Consider the following 19,337-nt stretch of genomic DNA (forward strand, 5'->3'; position numbering starts at 1 on the left):
CGCGTCATACAAACCGCGTGGATTGCTGGCGATGCCGTCAGTCCAGCAAAGCCACCATGCTAGAATGTCTGGATAATCGAAGAAAAGTCGCGCGCGCCGGCGCCGTCTGCGTCATGTCTTGCAAACAGGTCCCGCGCCAGGTGGGCCATGTCGGTTCTGCTTTCCACCGCGTCCGCCGCCGCGACTGCGAGGCTCAGGTCCTTCAGCATCAGGGCGGTCGCAAATCCGCCCTGGTAGTCGCGGTCGGCCGGGCTGTCGGGACCAACTCCCGGAACCGGGCAATAGCTCGTCATGGACCAGCACTGGCCGGACGAGACAGACGCGATGTCGTAGAACTTCTGCGGATCGAGGCCAAGCCGTTCGGCCAGGCGAAATGCCTCGCACGTGCCGAGCATCTGGATGCCGAGCAGCATGTTGTTGCAGATCTTGGCTGCCTGCCCTGCGCCTGCCTCTCCTGCGTGAATGACTGCTTTCCCCATGTTTTCCAGCACCGGCCGCGCGCCTTCAAACCCGGCCATTGTTCCGCCGACCATGAACGTCAGCGTGCCACCCGCCGCGGCCGCGATCCCGCCCGATACCGGGGCATCCACCATATCGTATCCCGCAGCCACTGCCTGCGCCGCGACATCTCGCGCTGTTTCGACATCGATGGTCGAACAATCGATAAGGATTGCCGAAACTGGCGCATGACCGACAACTTCGTTCAAATAGACGCTGCGCATGATGCTTCCATTGGGAAGCATGGAGACAACGGCGTTCGCGCCATCTACCGCCTCTGCAATGGTGGCGCATGGCATGGCGCCTTGTTCCCCCGCCTTGGCAAGAGCATCGGCTGACAGGTCGAAAGCCCGCACCTCGTGCCCGGCACCTGTGAGATTTGCAGCCATCCCGCCGCCCATGTTGCCAAGGCCGATAAACGCAATCCGCATGTCAGCGACCCTTCCACTGGCCGGGCCGTTTTTCGACAAAGGCCGCCATTCCTTCGGCCTTGTCCTCGGTCGCGGTCAGCACTTGGAACATGCGCCGTTCGGCGAGCAAGCCCTGGTCAAGGGTCGTTTCAAAGGCCATGTCGACCATTTCCTTGCTCATCATCGCGGCAAGTGGCGGCATGCCCGCAACCGTCCTCGCCGTGGCCATGGCATCATCCATCAGTTCAGCCAGCGGCACCACGCGAGATACGAGCCCTGCCCGCTCCGCCTCTGCGGCGTCCATCATCCGACCGGTCAGGCACATCTCCATCGCCTTTGCCTTGCCGACAGCGCGGGTCAGCCGCTGCGATCCGCCCATGCCGGGCGCAACGCCAAGCTTGATTTCCGGTTGACCGAATTGCGCGTTGTCGGACGCGATGATGAAATCCGCCATCATCGCCACTTCGCACCCGCCACCCAGGGCGAACCCGTTGACGGCCGCGATCCACGGTTTGCGCACCGCCTTGACCAGCCTGCTGGTCCAGCCGGCGAAGAAATCCTCGCCGTAAAACGCAGCGGTGGGCTTGTCGGCCATCTCCTTGATGTCGGCACCGGCGGCGAATGCCTTTTCCCCGCTGCCGGTAAGCACCGCGCATCGCTGACCATCATCCCGCTCGAATTCCGCAAACGCCGCGATCAGCTCTTCCAGCACGGTCGTGTTCAACGCATTCAGCGCCTGTGGCCGGTTGAGCGTGATCAGCGTCACCGCGCCATCATGATGGGTAAGAATTGTTTCATAGGTCATAGCGGCTTCCATTCGTCTTGGGCGGGCAGCGGCGCGAACAGCGCCTCTATATCGTCGGTGCTTACCCCGGCGGCCGTCGCAGGTTGCCAGTGGGGATCATTGTCCTTGTCCACCAGCAAGGCGCGCACCCCTTCGGCAAAGTCGGGCCGGGTCAGGATGCGTCCGGCGGCGCGATATTCCATTGTCATGTTCGCGGCAAAATCCGCTGCCTCGGCACCGATCTGCAACTGACGCAACACCGCTTTGCAGCTGGTCGGGCTCTTGGACGACAGCGTGGCCAGTTCCTTCTGCGCCCATTCGCCGTCATCTTCGGTCAGCGCATCGAGGATCGTCTCGTACTCATCGGCAGCGAACAGCCGGTTGATTGGTTCCATATTGCCCGCGATCCGTGGCGGTGGCGCGGTCTGCGCGCAATCATCCAGAATGGCACCGATATCGTCGGGGTCGGCAATGATCCGCGCCTTCGCTTCGGCCAATCGATCGGACGCCATGTAATGCGTTGCGATCCCTGCCCACAGGCATTCCGCGCCATCCAGACGTGCACCGGTCAGTCCTATGAACTGCCCCAACCGGCCGGGAAGCCGCGGCAGATACCATCCACCGCCCACATCACAGATCAATCCGATCCCGGTTTCGGGCATGGCGAACCGGGTCCGTTCCGTCGCGATGCGGTAACGCGACGGCAACGCGATCCCGACGCCGCCGCCCATGGTGACACCATCCATGAACGCCGCGATCGGCTTGTCATAGGTAAACATCAGATGGTTCAGCCGATATTCGACAGCAAAGAACGACCGCCCTTCTGCCCCACCGTCCTCCAATGCCGACCGGCGCAGCAGGGTAATGTCGCCGCCCGCACAGAACCCGCGCCCCTCCGCATGGTCGAGGATGATCGCCCGCACGGCATCGTTTTTTGCCCAATCCTGCAGCGCCACCGTCATTGCCCGACACATGTCCAGCGTCAACGCGTGGATCGCCTTCGGCCGATTGAGCGACAAGTGCCCCACCGCTCCATGCGTGTGGATGTGGATGTCGGGCGTCATGGATAAATCCTGCTGCGGCGGATGATACGGATCAGTCACGGGTCAGGTCACGCCCCACGATCATGCGCATGATCTGGTTGGTCCCTTCCAAGATGGAATGAACACGCAGGTCCCGCCACAGTTTCTCGATCGGGTAATCGCGCAGATATCCATATCCGCCGTGCAGCTGCAATGCCTTGTCCACGATGGCAGAGCCGCTTTCGGTGGCGATCATCTTGGCCATGGCGGCAAAGCGTGTCTTGTCGCTGCTGCCGTTCGTAACCTTGATTGCGGCGAGGTAAAGAAGCGCGCGCGCCGCTTCCAGATCGGCGGCCATCTCTGCCAGCATGAACTGCGTGTTTTGAAAATCGGCAATTGCCTTGCCGAACTGCCGACGCTCGCGCGTATAGCCGATGGTTTCGTCAAGCGCACGTTGCGCCCCGCCCAGCGAACACGCGCCAATGTTGAGCCTTCCTCCATCCAGCCCCGTCATGGCGATGCCGAACCCCTCACCCAAGGCGCCGACCAGATTTTCCTTGGGCACCTTTACTGCATCAAGGATAAGGGCCGCGGTCGGCTGCGAATGCCAGCCAAGCTTGCGTTCCTGCGCACCGAACGAAACGCCCGGCATGTCCTTTTCCACGATCATGCAGGTGATGCCCTTGGGTCCCTCCTCGCCGGTGCGGACCATGCACGTATAGACCTCGTTTTCTCCGCCACCGGAAATGAACTGCTTGGTGCCGGTTACCTCCCAATAGTCGCCTTTGTCCTCGGCATAGGTGCGCAATGCGGCTGCGTCCGATCCGGACGAAGGTTCGGTAAGGCAATAGCTGGCAAAGCTGTCCATTCCGATCAGCGACGGCAGATATTTGTCCTTCACTGCATCGCTGCCGAAGCTGTCTATCATCCATGCTGCCATGTTGTGGATCGAGATGAACGCGCTGGTCGACGGGCAGCCATAGGCCATGGCCTCCATGATCAGCGCCGCTTCCAGCCGGCCGAGTCCGATGCCTCCTGCTTCTTCCGACACATAGATGGCGCCGAACCCCAGCCCGGCCGCCTGCCGGATCGTGTCGCGCGGCAGGATGTGCTGCTCGTCCCACTCGGCAGCGAACGGAGTGATGTTTTCAGCGGTGAAGCGTTGCGCCATGTCCTGAATGGCGAGCTGGTCTTCGGTTAAGGAAAACTGGTCTGTCATCTTGTCTCTGTCACTCAGGTCCGGCGGGCAGAAAGGGCAGCGGTATAAACACAACCACGTCGTGGTGGCAGGTCACCGTCAGATCTTCTCCATGATTTCCTTGCCGAACAATTCCTCGTCGCTGGGCAGGGTCTTTGGCGTCGCCAGCGGTCGGCTGACCCAGGTTTCATTGATCAGATCGCGCCAGGTAATGTTGTTGTTGGTGCCATTGCCGCCCCATGATCCACAGCCCAAGGAAAACGTCTGCCGCATGCCATTGGCCAGATTGCCCGAATTGGACGGCGATTGCGCCTGATTGACCATGACGCGGCTGGTCTTCGTTCCCTCCGCCAGCTTCATGATGTTGTCATCCGACGTGGAATAGATGCCGCAACTGTGCCCCTGCCCCTGATAGGACTGGATGCGATTGGTAAGCGCAATCGCCTCATCGATGTCGGCAACCCGGTAAAGTGCCATGGTGACTGTCATCTTTTCGCCTGAAAACGGATGCTCCGGCCCGGCATCGGTTTCGGGCACGATAAAGAACCGCGTGTCGGCCGGAATGGCAAATCCCGCGTAATCGGCAATAAACTGCGCCGGCTGCGCCACGATCTTGGCGTTGATGTGCCCGTCTTCCCAGATGGCACCCTCCAGTTTGCTCTTTTGTTCATCGTTGACGACAAAGCCGCCCTCTGCCTGCAACCGCGCCAGCATTTCATCGTAAATGGCATCGAACAGGAGCACTGCATTGTCGGATGAACAGGATGCAGCATTGTCCAGCGTCTTGGAAATGCGGATCTTTTGCGCCGCATCGTCGAGGTCTGCGGTATCATCGACGGTGATCACCGCATTGCCGACTCCTACCCCCAGGGCCGGCGTGCCGCTGGAATAGGCGGCGTTGACCATCGCGGACCCGCCGGTTGCCAGCACCCGGTCGCATTGCCGCATCAATTCATTGGTTTTCGCCACCGAAGGTATTTCGATCGCCTGCACAAGATCGGCGGGTGCACCCATCGCGACGATGGCATCGCGCATCAGATCGACGATCATCTTGTTCGTCTGCTTGGCGCGAGGATGCGGCGCGATGATGATCGCGTTGCGACCCTTGACCGCGCTGATCGCCTTGATGACTGGCGTCGCCTCGGGATTGGTGGATGGTGACAGCGCGCCGATGACGCCGACCGGCTTTGCAATCTTCACGATGTTGCGTTCGGGAAGTTCCTCGATCACCCCGACTGATTTGTCGTGGATGATGTCCTGCAACGTGGCGCGCGTCTTGACGGAGATTTTCAGGAACTTGCCCTCGTAATTGCCAAGCTGTGTTTCCTCGACCGTGAGCTGCGCAATCTTTTCGGCAACGCCGGGCTTGGCCACTGCCCACACCATGGCAGTGATCAGGCGGTCGACCTGTTCCTGCGTATATTGAGCAATCTGCTCCTGCGCTGCGCGAGCGCGCTTCATCATTTCTGCAATCTGCGTCAGATCGTCGTCGTTCGCTTCAACAGGGGCCTTGTCAACCATTGTTGCCATCATGCTTCCTTCTCAGTTTTGCTATGCGGGCAGTTCCGCCACCTGCTCCTGTCATCGGCCCGGTCATCATTGCTGCGTGCTCGACTGGTCATCCTGAACGCCGGAAACAGTGGTTGGTTTGCAGAAGCACGGCTGTGCGCTTCAAGATTGGTCCATCTCCCGCCCGACGGCAAGACTGCCAGGACCATACAGATAAGCAGGGTCGAAATCACCTGTCCTTTCGAGTACGCCACGATCGGGAACGCTGATGCGGCCGCTGCGGATGTCGACAATGTTCTGCGTCCGCATCTTGCGGATGATACGGTTCATGTGCACGGCCGTAGTCCCGCAGGTGTCGGCAAGATCGGCCTGCGTCAGCGGAAGCCCGAAACCGTGCCGGTCACCGAGCCCCACCAGTTCCAGCCGGCGCCAGGTTTCGCACAGCAGATGCGCAAGCCGGCCATCTGCCGCAAGCCGCTCCATGCTCATGATCCATTCACGGTGAATGGCGGCATCCAGAAGCGTCGAAAACCACAGCAGGCGGGTCAGATGCGGAAGATCCCTGACGACTTTCGCCAGCGCTTCATGCTCGACATAGGCAACTTTGGTAGGGCCAATCGTCACCACGTCATGGTCCAGCCTTTTCAGGGCAAAACCATGCAGATCAACGAAATCTCCCGGCACCTGCAAACTGACGATATGGCGCCGCGACCCTTCGTTGATGCAGCGAAGGACAAAGCCTTCGACCAGCATGGTCGATCGTTCGATGAGGTCGCCGCGCCGGGCAATCACATGAGGGCGTGAAAACCGTTCGCTGCCGCAGATCATGCGCTCAAGGACGTCTGCCTCGCGCGGGGTCATCGCGTGACGCAATCTTCCTTTCAGAAACAATCCGGTAAGAGGATAATCTTGATTAGCCATCAATCGGCGGATCGCGTGTTTCGATAAGTATCACAGGCTCATTCACATTACGGTTCGCAGTGCTGATGAAACAACTCGTCAGATGGCAGGTTCCAGCCCGCTTGCGATCCGTTTGCCGACGATGCAACTCGATGGCTGTTGATGCAAAATCAAAAACCCATCAGCGACAGCACCTCCTCCCGACTGCGCTTGTCGTCCCTGAACACCCCCATCATGCGGCTGGTGGTCATGGCCACGCCGGGCGTGCGCACGCCGCGCGCGGTCATGCAGGCATGGCTTGCCTCGATCACCACCGCGACACCGTGCGGCTTCAGATGATCCCAGATGCAGTCCGACACCTCGGCGGTAAGCCGTTCCTGCACCTGCAACCGGCGGGCAAAGCCGTGCAGCACCCGCGCCAGCTTGGATATGCCCACCACCCGGTTCCGTGGCAGATAGGCGATGTGCGCCTTGCCGATGATCGGGGCCATGTGGTGTTCGCAATGCGACTGGAACGGAATATCCTTCAGCAGCACGACCTCGTCGTAGCCGCCCACCTCCTCGAAGATGCGAGCCAGATGGATGGATGGATCTTCGGTATAGCCAAGGCAGTATTCCTTCCACGCGCGGGCTACGCGCGACGGTGTATCGCGCAAACCTTCGCGTTCAGGATTGTCCCCTGCCCAGCGGATCAGCGTGCGCACTGCATCCTGCACCTCGTGCGGCACAGGGGGCTTGCCGCGCGGGTCGTCTTCGTCGGGGCCGACAAGGCTGCTCATCCAATCTTCTCCTTCTGCCGCCCGCTCTAGAGACGCCAGCCGGTTAAATCCAGTCCACCCGACTCGACAGCGACAGCGTCAGCCGCCGGGATGGTAGAAATCATAGATCGATTGCGCGACCTGCTGCGATACGCCGGGGACCCGCGCAAGATCGGAGAGCGATGCGGCCCTCACCTTGCCTGCCGTGCCGAAATGCAGCAGCAGCGCACGCTTGCGTGCCGGGCCGATGCCGGGGATCTCGTCCAGCGGGCTGGCGCTGATCGCGCGGCTGCGCTTGGCCCGGTGCGCGCCAATGGCAAACCGGTGCGCCTCATCGCGCAGGCGTTGCAGGTAGAACAGCACAGGCGAATTGACAGGCAGCGTCTTTTCACGCCCGTCGGGGAAGTGGAAGATTTCTCGTCCGGCATTGCGGTCCGGCCCTTTGGAGACGCCAACCATCGCCACATCCTCGATGCCGAGCTCCTCCAGCGCATCGCAAACGCTGCTCATCTGCCCTTTGCCGCCATCGATCAGCATGATGTCGGGCCAGGCAGCGTCATCCCTGCCGACGGTATCACGATCAGGGTCATCCTTCAGCGCGCGAGCGAAACGGCGGGTCATCACTTCGCGCATCATGGCAAAATCATCGTTGCCTTGCGCGGTCTTGATATTGAACTTGCGATATTGGTTCTTGATGAATCCCTCGGGTCCGGCCACCACCATCGCGCCGACCGAATTGGTCCCCTGAATATGGCTGTTGTCGTAAACCTCGATCCGGCGGGGAACGTCGGCCAGCTCCAGGAACTCCGCTGCCTCGCGCATGATCTGCGTCTGCGTGCTGGTTTCCGCCAGCCGCCGATCCAGCGCTTCTGCCGCATTGCGCGACGCCTGGTCGAGCAGGCGGCGGCGATCACCGCGCTGCGGCAGCGAAATCGTCACGCGGCGCTCGGCAAGCGCGGACAAGGCTTCCTCCAGCAACTCATGCTCGGCAAGTTCGCGGTCGATCAGCACCAGCGGCGCAGGCGGCACCTCTTCATAAAACTGCGCCAGAAACGCCGCCATGATCGCTTCGGGCTCTAGCCCGTCGGTATGACGCGGGAAGAACGCGCGATGACCCCAGTTCTGCCCGCCGCGAATGAAAAAGGCCTGGATGCCGATCTGCCCGCCCTTCGCCGCCATGGCGAATACATCGGCATCGCCCACGCCGCTGGCGTTGATCGCCTGACTGCCCTGGATGAACGTGGCGGCGCGCAGCCGGTCGCGCAGGATGGCCGCGGTTTCATAATCCATCGCTTCTGCCGCGCGCGCCATCTGCGTTTCGATCTCCTTCTGGACGGCACCAGATTTGCCACCCAGAAATTCCTTGGCCTGCCTGACAAGGTCGGCATAATCGGCCTCGTCAATGCGGCCGACGCAGGGCGCGGAACAGCGCTTGATCTGGTAAAGCAGGCAGGGCCGATCCCGCCGAGCGAAAAAACTGTCGCTGCACGAGCGCAGCAGGAACAGCTTTTGCAGCGCGTTGATCGTGGTGTTCACCGAACCTGCGCTGGCGAACGGTCCGTAGTAATTGCCCTTGGCACGCCGGGCTCCGCGATGCTTCGTGATGCGCGGAAAATCATGATCGGCGCGCAGCAGGATGAAAGGAAAGCTTTTGTCGTCGCGCAGCAGCACGTTGTATGGCGGGCGATACCGCTTGATGAGCTGCGCTTCGAGCAGCAGCGCCTCTGCCTCAGAATTGGTCGTGACGATCGTCATGCCGCGCGTCTGGCTGACCATGCGGCGCAGGCGGTTCGACAAGCGGTCGATCTGGGTGTAATTTGCCACCCGGTTCTTCAGCGCGCGGGCCTTGCCGACATAAAGGACATCGCCCTTCACATCGGTCATCCGGTAAACACCGGGCTTGGGTTTCAGCGTACGCTGCACCTCACGGATGGCGGCCACGCCGGCGTTGATATCCATATCGCCCGAACCGCGCACGGTGTCGGTCGCGCGATCCTCAAGGAACCGGTCGGCAGCAGCATTGGCAGGGGGAGCGGCAGGAGTACGGGCCATGCGGGCCAGATAGGTTCCCGCAACGCGAAAGGGAACCATCGCGATCGCGCAAAGATTTGCTGAGGGCGGATTGGGCCTCGATCAGAACTGCTTGCGCAATTCCACCTCGATGAACCTGCCCGCGGGATTGGCGAAGTCGGGGCGATAGACAAGCGGCACCTGACCGTCAGCATCGGTCACGCGCTGCTGTGCGGCAAATACATTGTCGATGCGGATTGCCACGCGGCTGTTTCGCAATAAGCTCCAGCGATCGGTCAACCGGCGTTGCTGGCCAAGATCGACGAACAGGCGAGCATCAAGGAGCAGGATCGGATCGAAGGTCAGACCACCACCATCTGCAACAGCGCCGCTTTGCCCTTCGATGCTGCTGCGACCAAGGTAATTGGCCGACAGGCGCAGACCAAAGCCTTTGTGGAACAAGCCCCCTTCAAGATCGAAGGCATGGCGTGCCACGGGATCGTCGGCGATGGCATCGCCGTCCAGCAGGTTGAGCAGCGGCCCATCCGTTGCCACCAGAACATCCTGTACAAAGCGGATAGTGTGATAAAGGCCAAAGGTCCAGCGACCGCCCCGCTCGCCCGATGGCGTCCCGGTTCGGCCACCGCGGTGCCCCTCTCCTGCGCCACCCGGCTGTCTGGCACCGGGCTGTCTGGCGCTGGGCTGTCTGGCATCGGGCTGTCTGGAACTCGGGTGGCTGATCGGATCGGACAGGCTTACCCCGTAGCGAAGCCGTCTGCCCTGCTGTTTGGCAAAGGTGACCGGTCGCCGGTCCACCGCCAGCAATTGTCCCTCATCGTCGCGGATCACCCGGTCGCCAAAGGCAGCTTCGACCGCTGCGGTCAACACGGGGAAGCCAGTTGACACGTTTCGCGATGTCTCGTCGAACAACTCGACGATCACGCGCGACCGGTCGAAGACAGGCAGGTCGTAGTTTACCGCGAATTTCCAGTCGTCCTGCCGCTCCTGCGCCAGGTCGGGATTTCCACCCGTGACCACATCGACAAGCACCGTTGCCTGTGCCGCGTAATCATACACCGTCGCGCCGGCAGTAACCAGTCGCGGGGCGCCAAGCTGGGCCAGCGTCGGCGCCGCCTCGCGGTGGGTGAAGCTGCTGCTGAACGCAAGGCGCGGGGTCACGCCCCAGTTCACGCCGGCGCTTGCCGTGGTAAGCAGCCCGAAATCGGACAGATGCTGCACAGCCGCGGATAAATCGAGACTTATATCGCCGACAGGCTCGAGGAACGCTCTGCGCCTGCTCGTCAACGGGACGCCCAGCGTGACGCCGAAACTCGTATCGCCGCGCACGAGCGCTGCGCCAGTATCGGCGCCAGTATCGGCGGCGGTGTCGGCGGCATCAGCTTCCCGGCCTAAAACGCGGGACATCGCCGGGCTGACAATTGTACGGCTGGCGATATCATTCCAGTCGTAGCCTGCTTTGACGACCATCGTGACCTCGCCGGCGGGAAGATCTGCGGGACGTCCGGTAAGCGTGACCAGTGCTGCGGCAGCCTCTGTATTGCTGAATGCGCGGTTCGCGGGCAGCGGCGTGCCAGACCCCGCTGCCTGCAATTGTGCTGCATCCAGCTCCATTGACACTGCGCCCAAGGGTGCAGCCACAGGCAATCCGGCTGAACCTGCATTGCCAGTGCTCGTGGTGCTGGCTTTTGCATGAACCCACGAAGCGGTGCCCGCAAGGTCCCAGTCACCAAGGCGCCGCGTCATGGCAGCACCAAGCTCGAAGCCGACCGACTTGCTGGCAGTCGTCCTGAGGCTGAACCCCGCCGGAGGCAGGTCGAACGACCTGAACAGGCCAGCATTGCGCACGTCGGTCAGCGTCATTGGAGGCGATCGGCTTGGACCGTTCAGGTTCAGGCGCAGGCTGGCGCTGCGCGTTATGGCTCCTGTCAGCGACAACGTGCCATCTCCGCCTTCGTCACCCAGTCCCGTCGACCAGCCTGCATCCAGTTGCAGGCTGCTGGTGTCGGCAACAAGACTGCGATACGCCGCTGCATCTACATCACCTGCAACTGCGAGCGGGTCGATGGACGAAACGCCGCGCTCTGCCTCGGTGAGGCCGGAACTGTCGCTGGCTTCGATGCCGAACGTGACACGGGCCGGTCCGTCGATACGCAGAACGTTCGCTTCGATTTGGCTGGTGGCATAGCCGCCCTGCCAAGGCACACCTGCGTTCGCTTCGGCGGTGATTGCGCTGTAGTTGTCCTTCAGAATGAAGTTCACCACGCGCTGCGTTGCCGGGAAACCGAACCGCAAGGCAACTTCCTCCGGCAGCACTTCTACCCGGGCAATCGCCTCGGGCGGCAGATTGCGCAATTCGCGAAAGCCGGAAATGCGCTGGCCATTAAGCAGAAAGACGGGTCGGCCACCGCCACGACCGCTGCCCGAGCCGGTGAGCGGCGCAATCGCCTCCACCAGATCGGCTATCGATCCTGCACCATAGCCGGCAATCTCATCCTCGTTCAGGACTGCAATAGGCGGCTGCGGCACGTCAACGGAACCGCGCAGGCGTTGTGCCGTGACGATGATCTCCTGTGCTGCACTGTTGTCCGGGACATCATCGACGTTTGCGGCCGTATTGCTGTCATCGCCCGATTCCGCACGCAAAGCCGGTGCTGCGCAAAACAGCAAGCAGCCTGTCACACCGGCCAGAAGGTCCAGACCAGTTTTGTTCCTCGTACCCGCCATAGTCCGCCCCTTAACGCAGCAGCGGGTTTTGAACAGCGCTTTGCCATTGCCGGTGTTCAGCGCGAGTGCCAGCAGCCATGCTTTGATGGCGCTTCCATTCCGGTGCAAAATTCGCTATGCGCGCGCAATCCTTGTTAACAGAAGCAGCAGAAGGAAGGGCGCAAGCAGCCCGTTTATGGCCAAAGAAGAACTTCTCGAAATGCGCGGCACTGTCGCGGAACTGCTGCCCAACGCGATGTTTCGCGTGAAGCTGGAGAATGACCACGAAATCCTTGGTCATACTGCTGGCAAGATGCGCAAGAACCGCATCCGCGTGCTGGTCGGCGACGAGGTGCTGGTCGAGATGACGCCGTACGACCTCACGAAAGGCCGCATCACCTATCGCTTCATGCCTGGTCGCGGCGGCCCCGGACCGAGTTGATCTGCCTCCACCTTGGCTGAGCCAGGCCCGCCCAGACTGCTGCTTGCTTCGGCAAGTCCGCGTCGCCTTGCCTTGCTGGCGCGACTCGGGATCAAGCCCGACGCTGTTTGCGCCGCTGCAATTGATGAAACCCCCGCACGTGCAGAACTGCCGCGGGCGCACGCACAGCGGCTCGCGCGGCAGAAGGCCGAAGCCGTGGCCGCTCGAATACAGGGCGGCGGCCGAACCCATGTCCTTGCCGGCGATACAGTCGTTGCGGTTGGGCGCAGAATATTGCCAAAGACAGACAATGAGGAAATGGCGCGGGATTGCCTGACCCTGCTGTCAGGACGTAGGCATCGGGTGCTGTCGGCAATTTGCCTGCTGTTGCCCGACGGAGAAAAGCGTGAGCGCATCAGCGAAACTGTCGTGCGTTTCAAGCCGCTTTGCGAGCAGGAAATCTCAAGCTATCTTGCTTCGGGAGAGTGGTCCGGAAAAGCCGGCGGCTATGCCATACAGGGTCGGGCCGAAGCGCTGGTTGCCTGGCTGGCAGGAAGCCATTCGGGCGTGATCGGCCTGCCGCTGTTTGAAACGCGGGCCTTGCTGAAATCCGCCGGTTTTCCCATCGGCTGATCTTGCGATGATGCGCGTCCTGCCATGCTGGTGGCAACGCTTGCGATACGAGCAGCGCCAATGATCTGGTTTGTCGAGGAAGGCATCGGCGAGCATCGCGCCGTCCAGATCAGCGCCGGACGTATTGTGCGCGCAAAGGTGCAGTGGGCAAATGACATCGCGCCCGGCGCAATCGTCGAGGCGGTGCTGATTGCACGCAGTTCGGGATCGGACCGGGCAACAGCGCGGATGGCAAATGGCGCTGAACTGCTCGTTTCAGGATTGCCGCGTACCGCGAGTGAAGGCTCCAGAACGGTGCTTGAAATCACGCGCGGCGCGATCGTGGAAGCGGGGCGCATCAAACGCGCCCAGGCAAGAACGTCGCAGGCGTGTCTTGATCCCATGCCCAGCCTTGTGCATCGCCTTCGAAAAGCAGGCGAGGAGGTTCAGCTTGTGGAGCAATTTCCTGATGAGGCCTCCTGTGGTGCCGGGTGGAACAATCTGCTTGGGGAGGCCTTGTGCGGGTTGGTCGATTTTGACGGCGGCACACTGCAGTTGTCCTCCACTCCTGCCATGACGTTGATCGATGTGGATGGGGGATTGCCGCCCGATGCATTGGCGCTGGCCGCCGTGCCGCGCATCGCATCGGCTATTGGCCGGCTCGACCTGGCCGGCTCGATCGGCATTGATTTTCCCACTCTTCAGTCCCGATCCGCGCGCCAGGCCGTAGACCGTGCGCTTGATGCCGCGCTGGCAGGCTGGGCGCATGAACGCACCGCCATGAACGGATTCGGCTTTGTGCAGATCGTTGCACGCAATGAGGGGCCTTCCATTCTTCAGCGCTGTGCCGTCATGCCACGCACAGCGGCAGTGCACCTTTTGCTGCGACAGGCGCAAAGGGTGCGAGAGCCCGGCGCAATCCTGCTGGTAATGCACCCCACCCTCATCCCGCTGCTCAAGCCAGAACATCTGGCTGAACTTGCCCGGCGTACCGGCCGCATCATCCGCACGTCTGTAAACGAGAGCCTTGCACTTGACGGCGGTTTTGCGCAGGCAGTGACGATATGACAAAGCCACGCAGATGTCCGATGTGCGGCAAGCCCGCCGCCGACGATCACCGCCCCTTCTGTTCATCACGTTGCCGCGACCGCGATCTCGCAAACTGGCTTGGTGACGGTTACGCGATACCCGCAGAACCCGCCATGCCGCACCAGTTGCAGGACGACGATCCCGATGGTGCGGCAAATTGACAATTTGGGGGCTGGACAGCGCCGGCCGGTTTGGCCATAGGCGCTCGTGCTGCGGCGGTCCCGGTGATCTGACCTTTCGTCAGATTTTGATACTGCTGCAGAATATGCTGTGAAGCAGCATGGCCCGAGTAGCTCAGTTGGTAGAGCATACGACTGAAAATCGTAGTGTCGGTGGTTCGATCCCGCCCTCGGGCACCATTTCGCGCCGGTCACCTGGCAGGATTTTGCGGTGACCAGCGCCATCCACGCGCCGTGACTTAGATGGTGATGCTGATTGCGGCCTCGTCTTTTGAATGCTGTGCGGCGCTGCACTCCGGGCTCACGGTCCGCATGTGGACAAAATCACCGTTGCATGACGGATGCACCACTCCCTAATAGCCTTACTGGTAAACTCTGGTTAAGGATATGGCATGATCATAACCTGTCCTTCATGCGACGCACGCTACAATGTGCCTGATGACGCAATAAACGCGAAGGGACGGTCGGTCCGATGCGCGAAATGCGATACCCGCTGGTTTGTTACAGCACCAGAACCGGAGCACGACATCGCTGCTGCTCCCGACGCGCTATCGATCGACAGCCATTCACCAACGGTGCCGCCGCAACATGGTGACGATGCCGTTACGCATCCTGATGCCACGCCGCTGCACGAAGCTGCCACGCTGACGTCCAATGACGCAGAACAGATCCCCACATCTGTTTCAAGAAGCGCTCCTGTATCTGACGAGCCGACGGGCGAGGCTGCGGCTGTGGCTGCATCAACGGCATCGCCGTCGGAGCCAGCAAGAGAACAGCGGTTACGGTCGCCCATCCGGGTGGATGCGGACGATCCCTACGCCACCTTGTCAGAACGCAATGACGAGGTTGCGAAACGCCAGCCAGTTCGCTGGCGGATGTGGATCATTGCCTTGCTGATGGTGCTGGCATTTGGCGCGGTGCTGCTTGCCTTTGCGCGCGAAGGGAGCTTGCCGGGATGGTTGCCGGCTCAGGCTGAGCGAGCGCAGGACATCTCGCCCGATCTCGCACTGGATTTTCCGGCATCGGAACAGCGGCTGCAGTCTGGCCCTGATGGCAAGAACTTTTTCACCGCCAATGGCACGATCCTAAACAAGGGACAGCGCGAACATACCATCCCGCCGTTGCAGGTCGTGTTGCGAGACCGTGAGGAACAGATCGTCCTGAGCTGGGAAATCACCCCGGCCCAACGCGTGCTCGCCCCTGACGAGACGCTTGTCGTGAGGGAAGCAATGACGCAAATTCCGGCGTCTGCCCAAGTGGCCGAGATCGGCTGGAAAGCCGATTGACCAGCTGCCGCCGCTGATTTCGCCGCGGCCGTTGACCAGATCAGCACAGCTGTGCGGGGCCGTCACTGGTGACGATTTGCCCCGCATGCTGCCCCGTTCTGCCTAGAACTGCACTCCTACAGTCAGGCCATAGGTCCGTGGTGCAATCCAGTTGGCTGTGGTTATGCCACCAAAGCTTGCACCGAAATCGATGAACGTAAGCTCTTTGTGTATATCAAACAGATTGCGGGCAAACGCTGTGACGGACAGATCGTTTTCACCAACAGGAATGCGGCTGAGAATTGCGCGCAGATCAACAACCGTGCGCGCCGGAGCCAGCGTGTTGAACGCGTTCTGGCCGCCAGGGCTGGTGCCTTCGAGCGCGAAGGGGAAGATGAAATATTCGTCGGTGTAGTTGACGTCCGTAGCGATGTTCAACCGGGCACCGCTGCCCAGCTCGAACACACGCCAGTCCACACTGGCCGAGGCGGTGAATTCGGGCGCACTGCTGAACGCGCGATTGTCCGCGACATTCTCTCCATTTTCAATGAATTCCTGATATTCCGGATCAAGATAGGCGAACGATCCGCTCACCGTCAGCCAGTCGACAAAATTGCCGGTCGCTTCCAGTTCGAAACCGCGTACACGCGCCTTGCCGGCATTTTGAACGATTGATGAAACCGCGCCCTGCCCGGTAAAGACAGAAAGCTGCAAATTCGTGGTGTCGTTCTGGAACGCTGCCATGTTCAGCCGCAGACGCCCGTCGAGCAGCTCTGTCTTGACCCCGATTTCGTAGCTGGTCAGCTTCTCCGGAAGATAGGGCGTGGCCAGTTCATCGACAGATCCGGACTCACCGTTAAACCCGCCGCTCTTGAAGCCTTTGGCATATTTTGCGTACACATTGACATTGTCCATCGGCTCATAAGCGATGATTGCCGTTGGCGTCAGATTGTTGAAATCCGCATCGGGCGAAGTGCGCACGCGGGTAGGATCAAAGAGCTCAGGGTTGTCGAACTCACCCGGTATATCGTCGATGTTATACGCAAAGCTGTCCGACGGGTCGGCAAAATTACGATAGTAACGTGCAATGGTTTTGGTTTCTTCGGTGTAGCGCAGGCCGCCGGTCAGCGTCAGCCGGTCGGTCAGTTCAACATCCACCTGGCCAAACGCGGCGTAAGAGGTTGTGCGACCACGATAGCGGGAATCAAAGCTTTGCGGCGCGCCAAAGAATGCCTGCGGATTGAAGGTGCTTGCCTTGTCCTTCGAATAATAAGCACCGACAATGTAGTTGAACACGCTCAGATTTCCAGCCAGCTGAACTTCCTGACTGAAGGCGTGGTAATCGGAATCGCGAGAGCTTTGTGCCAGCGGGAGGGGCGAGCCGTCGAGATCCAGGAGATCCTCGAATTTGACGCTGCGATATGCAGTGATCGACTTGAGTTCGCCGATATCGCCAAGGTCAAGCGCGGCGGTAAGGCTGTGGCCAAACACACGCGAATCCTCGTAGACATTGGTGTTGATCAATGCAGTCTTGCGATATTCGCTGGACACATATTTGTCATAGGGGAAGAACGCGCCACCAAACTGGTAAAGCGGCGAACCGGGATCGAAAATGTTGCCTTCGTAGAAGCTGTACGCCTGCGTATAGGCAGGGCGCTGGTCAAGCTCGCTGTAATCAAAGGCGTAGTCTAGTGTGAGACCACCCGATGGCTGGATCCGCGCCTGCAGCATGAAGCTCTGGCTGTCGAGATCCTCGACCGCGTCGACTGACGAATTGAAGGCGGTTACAACCTCCGGGAACGGATTTTGCCCGACCTCATAGATACCGTCGCGCTTGCCGATCTGTCCAGACAGCTTCACGGCTACCAGATCGGCGATCTCGGGGAAGTCGACCGATCCGCGAAACTGCTTGTAGTCGTAATTGCCGTAAGTTGCGCGAAACTCGCCGCCAAAATCGCCGGTCGGCTTTGCAGTGACGATGTTGATCGCGCCAGACAGCGTATTGCGGCCGTAAAGCGTACCCTGCGGACCGCGCAAGACCTCGATTCGCTCGATATCGGCAACATCGAAGAAGCCGCCCTGCGCCTTGCCGAGATACACTCCGTCAAGGTAGATGCCCGCGGTCGGCTCCCACGTAAGCGAAGGGTTGATCGTGGTCGCACCGCGGATGGAGATCTGCGCAACCGAACTGTTGGACGCGCCGCGCTGAATGAGGACGTTCGGAGCGACCGATCCGATCTGGTCGATCGAGGTCACATTGCGCTCGCGCAGATAATCCTCATTAAGTGCGGAAATGGCGACGGGAACGTCCTGCAGGTTCTGTTCGCGCCGCTGTGCCGTCACGATGATCGCATTGCTGCCCAATGGCTGCGCATCATCCACAAACACACCTGCATCATCGTCGGCAGGCGCCGGCGGGATCGTCTGAGCACCCGCACCTTGCGCACTCAACCCTGCGAACGCAATTGCAAGGCCGCTGACCATCTTGTTCAATCGTGACACTTTTCCGTCCTCATCTAACCCCAAGCCATAAATTGGCTCTTATCTCGTTCTACAAAACAGATAGGGCAAACCACGCCATCGGGTCAAATGCTAAAGCCGGGTAGACCTTGTGCGCGAGATTTGCGTATCGTTATGCAACACTCGGTTCGCAAATCAATGATGGCATCTGCAAAAGCAAACCGTGGATGCGCTGGCAAGGCACCGCTGTTAGAAGTGCCGCATGAACATGTCGCGACAAGACCGGCCGTCGACCGCCCGACCAGCCTGTGGCCAGCGGATCGCCTTTCTCTTCAACCACGACCAGATCCATCAGGTGCGTCACGCCCTGCCGATCGCGCTTGCCCTTGCCCGGACGGACTTTCCCGGCGAGATCATTGTTGCCACGACCACGCCAGCACTGGCGGCAGAGGTCGAATGGTTGAGCCATGTCGACGGCTCATCGAACATCCGGCATGTCACGCTGAAAACAGGATGGCTTGCGCGCCTGGCAGGCAGGTTGCTGGGCGCTGCGGCTCCCGCGGCAAAGCTGCTTGTTTACCAGCAGAACCTTGATTTCTTTCGCAGTCTCGACATGCTGGTGGTTACCGAGAAAACGTCGCTCCTGCTGAAGAACCGATATCGTCTCGACAAGCTGTTCATGGTTCATACCCGGCATGGTGCCGGCGACCGGGCAATCGGCTTTGATCCCGCCAGCGCCCGGTTCGACCATGTGCTGTGCTCAGGGCCGCTGATTGCCGATCGCCTGGTCCAGCAGGCTCATGTCGATCCGGACCGGATCAGCATTGTCGGCTATCCCAAGTTCGACACCGTCGATGTTCGGCAGAAACGCCCGGAGAACAAGGCAGGGCATCGCCGCACGATCCTTTACAACCCCCATCCATCGCCGCGTCTCTCCTCGTGGTACAGACATGGACGCAGCCTCTTGCGCGTGCTGGTGGAAGATCGTGATCAGAACGTCATTTTTGCGCCGCATGTGATGCTGTTCGCCCGCCCGATTGTCATAACAGTTGATCCACTGGCGATCGCCATGCCCGGCCGCCTTCCCGCAGACATCACACGAGCGCCCAATCTGCTGATCGACCTCGGCAGCAGAGCTTCGACCGACATGACCTACACCCAGGCGGCGGATATCTATGTGGGCGATGTCAGCAGTCAGATTTACGAATTTATCGTCAACCCTCGCCCCTGCGTGTTCGTGAACAGCCATGGTGTCGACTGGCGCGGCAAGCCGGATTTTGCACATTGGCAGGCAGGTCCGGTTATCGATGAGCCGGCGCAGCTTCCCGCTGCCATTGCCAAGGCAGTGGAGCTGCACGAGGCTGTCTACCGGCCCATTCAGCAAAGGCTGATCGCAGAACGCTTCGATTTGTCGCTGCAACCGTCTTCCGCACGGGCTGCAGCACGGATCGCGCAGCTTGCGGCTGGACTGCGGCGGCAGGAGAATGGCGCCTGCTGA

Annotated in this window: 16 protein-coding genes and 1 tRNA gene; 7 read left to right on the top strand and 10 right to left on the bottom strand. The window is 60.7% G+C overall.

Going from position 1 to position 19,337, the window contains the following annotated elements:
• Positions 1-59: 59 nt before the first annotated feature.
• The 9 genes from mmsB to RM533_RS03835 all read right to left on the bottom strand — a co-directional run bounded on the left by mmsB (position 60) and on the right by RM533_RS03835 (position 11,834).
• On the bottom strand, positions 60-968 hold the full coding sequence (mmsB, locus tag RM533_RS03795; RefSeq protein WP_349254668.1) for a 3-hydroxyisobutyrate dehydrogenase: 909 nt from the start codon (positions 966-968) through the stop codon (positions 60-62).
• Entirely contained in the window at positions 931-1,713 is a 783-nt protein-coding gene (locus tag RM533_RS03800; RefSeq protein WP_311339877.1) for an enoyl-CoA hydratase-related protein, read from the bottom strand. Before RM533_RS03800 ends, mmsB begins: the two co-directional genes overlap by 38 nt.
• Entirely contained in the window at positions 1,710-2,756 is a 1,047-nt protein-coding gene (locus tag RM533_RS03805) for an enoyl-CoA hydratase/isomerase family protein (RefSeq protein WP_311339878.1), read from the bottom strand. Before RM533_RS03805 ends, RM533_RS03800 begins: the two co-directional genes overlap by 4 nt.
• 31 nt (positions 2,757-2,787) lie before the next feature.
• The gene (locus RM533_RS03810) at positions 2,788-3,933 is read right to left on the bottom strand and encodes an acyl-CoA dehydrogenase family protein (RefSeq protein ID WP_311339879.1); all 1,146 of its coding nucleotides are present in this window, start codon (positions 3,931-3,933) and stop codon (positions 2,788-2,790) included.
• A 78-nt stretch (positions 3,934-4,011) separates the two neighbouring features.
• Positions 4,012-5,442, bottom strand: a complete 1,431-nt coding sequence (locus RM533_RS03815) for an aldehyde dehydrogenase family protein (protein WP_311339880.1) — start codon at positions 5,440-5,442, stop codon at positions 4,012-4,014.
• A gap of 141 nt (positions 5,443-5,583) precedes the next feature.
• The gene (locus RM533_RS03820) at positions 5,584-6,342 is read right to left on the bottom strand and encodes a Crp/Fnr family transcriptional regulator (RefSeq protein WP_311339881.1); all 759 of its coding nucleotides are present in this window, start codon (positions 6,340-6,342) and stop codon (positions 5,584-5,586) included.
• 149 nt (positions 6,343-6,491) lie between these two features.
• Entirely contained in the window at positions 6,492-7,100 is a 609-nt protein-coding gene (folE, locus tag RM533_RS03825) for a GTP cyclohydrolase I FolE (RefSeq protein WP_311339882.1), read from the bottom strand.
• 78 nt (positions 7,101-7,178) lie between these two features.
• Complete coding sequence (uvrC, locus tag RM533_RS03830; protein ID WP_311339883.1) at positions 7,179-9,131, bottom strand: excinuclease ABC subunit UvrC; 1,953 nt, start codon at positions 9,129-9,131, stop codon at positions 7,179-7,181.
• 81 nt (positions 9,132-9,212) lie between these two features.
• Positions 9,213-11,834: a TonB-dependent receptor gene (locus RM533_RS03835; protein ID WP_311339884.1), complete on the bottom strand. Its 2,622-nt coding sequence runs from the start codon at positions 11,832-11,834 to the stop codon at positions 9,213-9,215.
• Positions 11,835-12,009: 175 nt separating this feature from the next.
• On the opposite strand from RM533_RS03835, the gene infA reads away from it, so the two are divergent.
• From infA to RM533_RS03865, 6 genes are all read left to right on the top strand, one after another.
• The gene (infA, locus tag RM533_RS03840) at positions 12,010-12,255 is read left to right on the top strand and encodes a translation initiation factor IF-1 (RefSeq protein WP_311340160.1); all 246 of its coding nucleotides are present in this window, start codon (positions 12,010-12,012) and stop codon (positions 12,253-12,255) included.
• Between the two features lie 12 nt (positions 12,256-12,267).
• The gene (locus RM533_RS03845) at positions 12,268-12,867 is read left to right on the top strand and encodes a Maf family protein (protein ID WP_311339885.1); all 600 of its coding nucleotides are present in this window, start codon (positions 12,268-12,270) and stop codon (positions 12,865-12,867) included.
• Between the two features lie 60 nt (positions 12,868-12,927).
• Positions 12,928-13,914 carry an Rne/Rng family ribonuclease gene (locus RM533_RS03850; RefSeq protein WP_311339886.1) on the top strand — a complete coding sequence of 329 codons (987 nt, stop codon included), beginning with the start codon at positions 12,928-12,930 and terminating at the stop codon, positions 13,912-13,914.
• On the top strand, positions 13,911-14,096 hold the full coding sequence (gene yacG, locus RM533_RS03855; RefSeq protein WP_311339887.1) for a DNA gyrase inhibitor YacG: 186 nt from the start codon (positions 13,911-13,913) through the stop codon (positions 14,094-14,096). Before RM533_RS03850 ends, yacG begins: the two co-directional genes overlap by 4 nt.
• A 122-nt stretch (positions 14,097-14,218) precedes the next feature.
• Positions 14,219-14,294 (top strand) — tRNA-Phe (locus tag RM533_RS03860).
• A gap of 212 nt (positions 14,295-14,506) precedes the next feature.
• Positions 14,507-15,400, top strand: coding sequence for a zinc-ribbon domain-containing protein (locus tag RM533_RS03865; RefSeq protein ID WP_311339888.1), 894 nt, complete (start codon positions 14,507-14,509; stop codon positions 15,398-15,400).
• A gap of 102 nt (positions 15,401-15,502) precedes the next feature.
• Here the strand turns inward: RM533_RS03865 and RM533_RS03870 are convergent, their stop codons facing one another.
• On the bottom strand, positions 15,503-17,863 hold the full coding sequence (locus RM533_RS03870) for a TonB-dependent receptor (RefSeq protein WP_311340161.1): 2,361 nt from the start codon (positions 17,861-17,863) through the stop codon (positions 15,503-15,505).
• A gap of 244 nt (positions 17,864-18,107) precedes the next feature.
• On the opposite strand from RM533_RS03870, the gene RM533_RS03875 reads away from it, so the two are divergent.
• Positions 18,108-19,337 carry a hypothetical protein gene (locus RM533_RS03875; RefSeq protein WP_311339889.1) on the top strand — a complete coding sequence of 410 codons (1,230 nt, stop codon included), beginning with the start codon at positions 18,108-18,110 and terminating at the stop codon, positions 19,335-19,337.

Source organism: Croceicoccus esteveae, assembly GCF_031846435.1.
Taxonomy (GTDB): Bacteria; Pseudomonadota; Alphaproteobacteria; order Sphingomonadales; family Sphingomonadaceae; genus Croceicoccus; species Croceicoccus esteveae.

Bases quoted from the DNA above. Each gene is read 5' to 3' on its own strand.
- yacG (WP_311339887.1), top strand. From the start codon at position 13,911: ATGACAAAGCCACGCAGATGTCCGATGTGCGGCAAGCCCGCCGCCGAC.
- RM533_RS03835 (WP_311339884.1), bottom strand. From the start codon at position 11,834: ATGGCGGGTACGAGGAACAAAACTGGTCTGGACCTTCTGGCCGGTGTG.
- RM533_RS03800 (WP_311339877.1), bottom strand. From the start codon at position 1,713: ATGACCTATGAAACAATTCTTACCCATCATGATGGCGCGGTGACGCTG.
- RM533_RS03820 (WP_311339881.1), bottom strand. From the start codon at position 6,342: ATGGCTAATCAAGATTATCCTCTTACCGGATTGTTTCTGAAAGGAAGA.
- RM533_RS03810 (WP_311339879.1), bottom strand. From the start codon at position 3,933: ATGACAGACCAGTTTTCCTTAACCGAAGACCAGCTCGCCATTCAGGAC.
- RM533_RS03805 (WP_311339878.1), bottom strand. From the start codon at position 2,756: ATGACGCCCGACATCCACATCCACACGCATGGAGCGGTGGGGCACTTG.
- folE (WP_311339882.1), bottom strand. From the start codon at position 7,100: ATGAGCAGCCTTGTCGGCCCCGACGAAGACGACCCGCGCGGCAAGCCC.
- RM533_RS03850 (WP_311339886.1), top strand. From the start codon at position 12,928: ATGATCTGGTTTGTCGAGGAAGGCATCGGCGAGCATCGCGCCGTCCAG.
- uvrC (WP_311339883.1), bottom strand. From the start codon at position 9,131: ATGGCCCGTACTCCTGCCGCTCCCCCTGCCAATGCTGCTGCCGACCGG.
- RM533_RS03875 (WP_311339889.1), top strand. From the start codon at position 18,108: ATGTCGCGACAAGACCGGCCGTCGACCGCCCGACCAGCCTGTGGCCAG.
- RM533_RS03815 (WP_311339880.1), bottom strand. From the start codon at position 5,442: ATGGCAACAATGGTTGACAAGGCCCCTGTTGAAGCGAACGACGACGAT.
- RM533_RS03870 (WP_311340161.1), bottom strand. From the start codon at position 17,863: ATGGTCAGCGGCCTTGCAATTGCGTTCGCAGGGTTGAGTGCGCAAGGT.
- infA (WP_311340160.1), top strand. From the start codon at position 12,010: ATGGCCAAAGAAGAACTTCTCGAAATGCGCGGCACTGTCGCGGAACTG.
- RM533_RS03865 (WP_311339888.1), top strand. From the start codon at position 14,507: ATGATCATAACCTGTCCTTCATGCGACGCACGCTACAATGTGCCTGAT.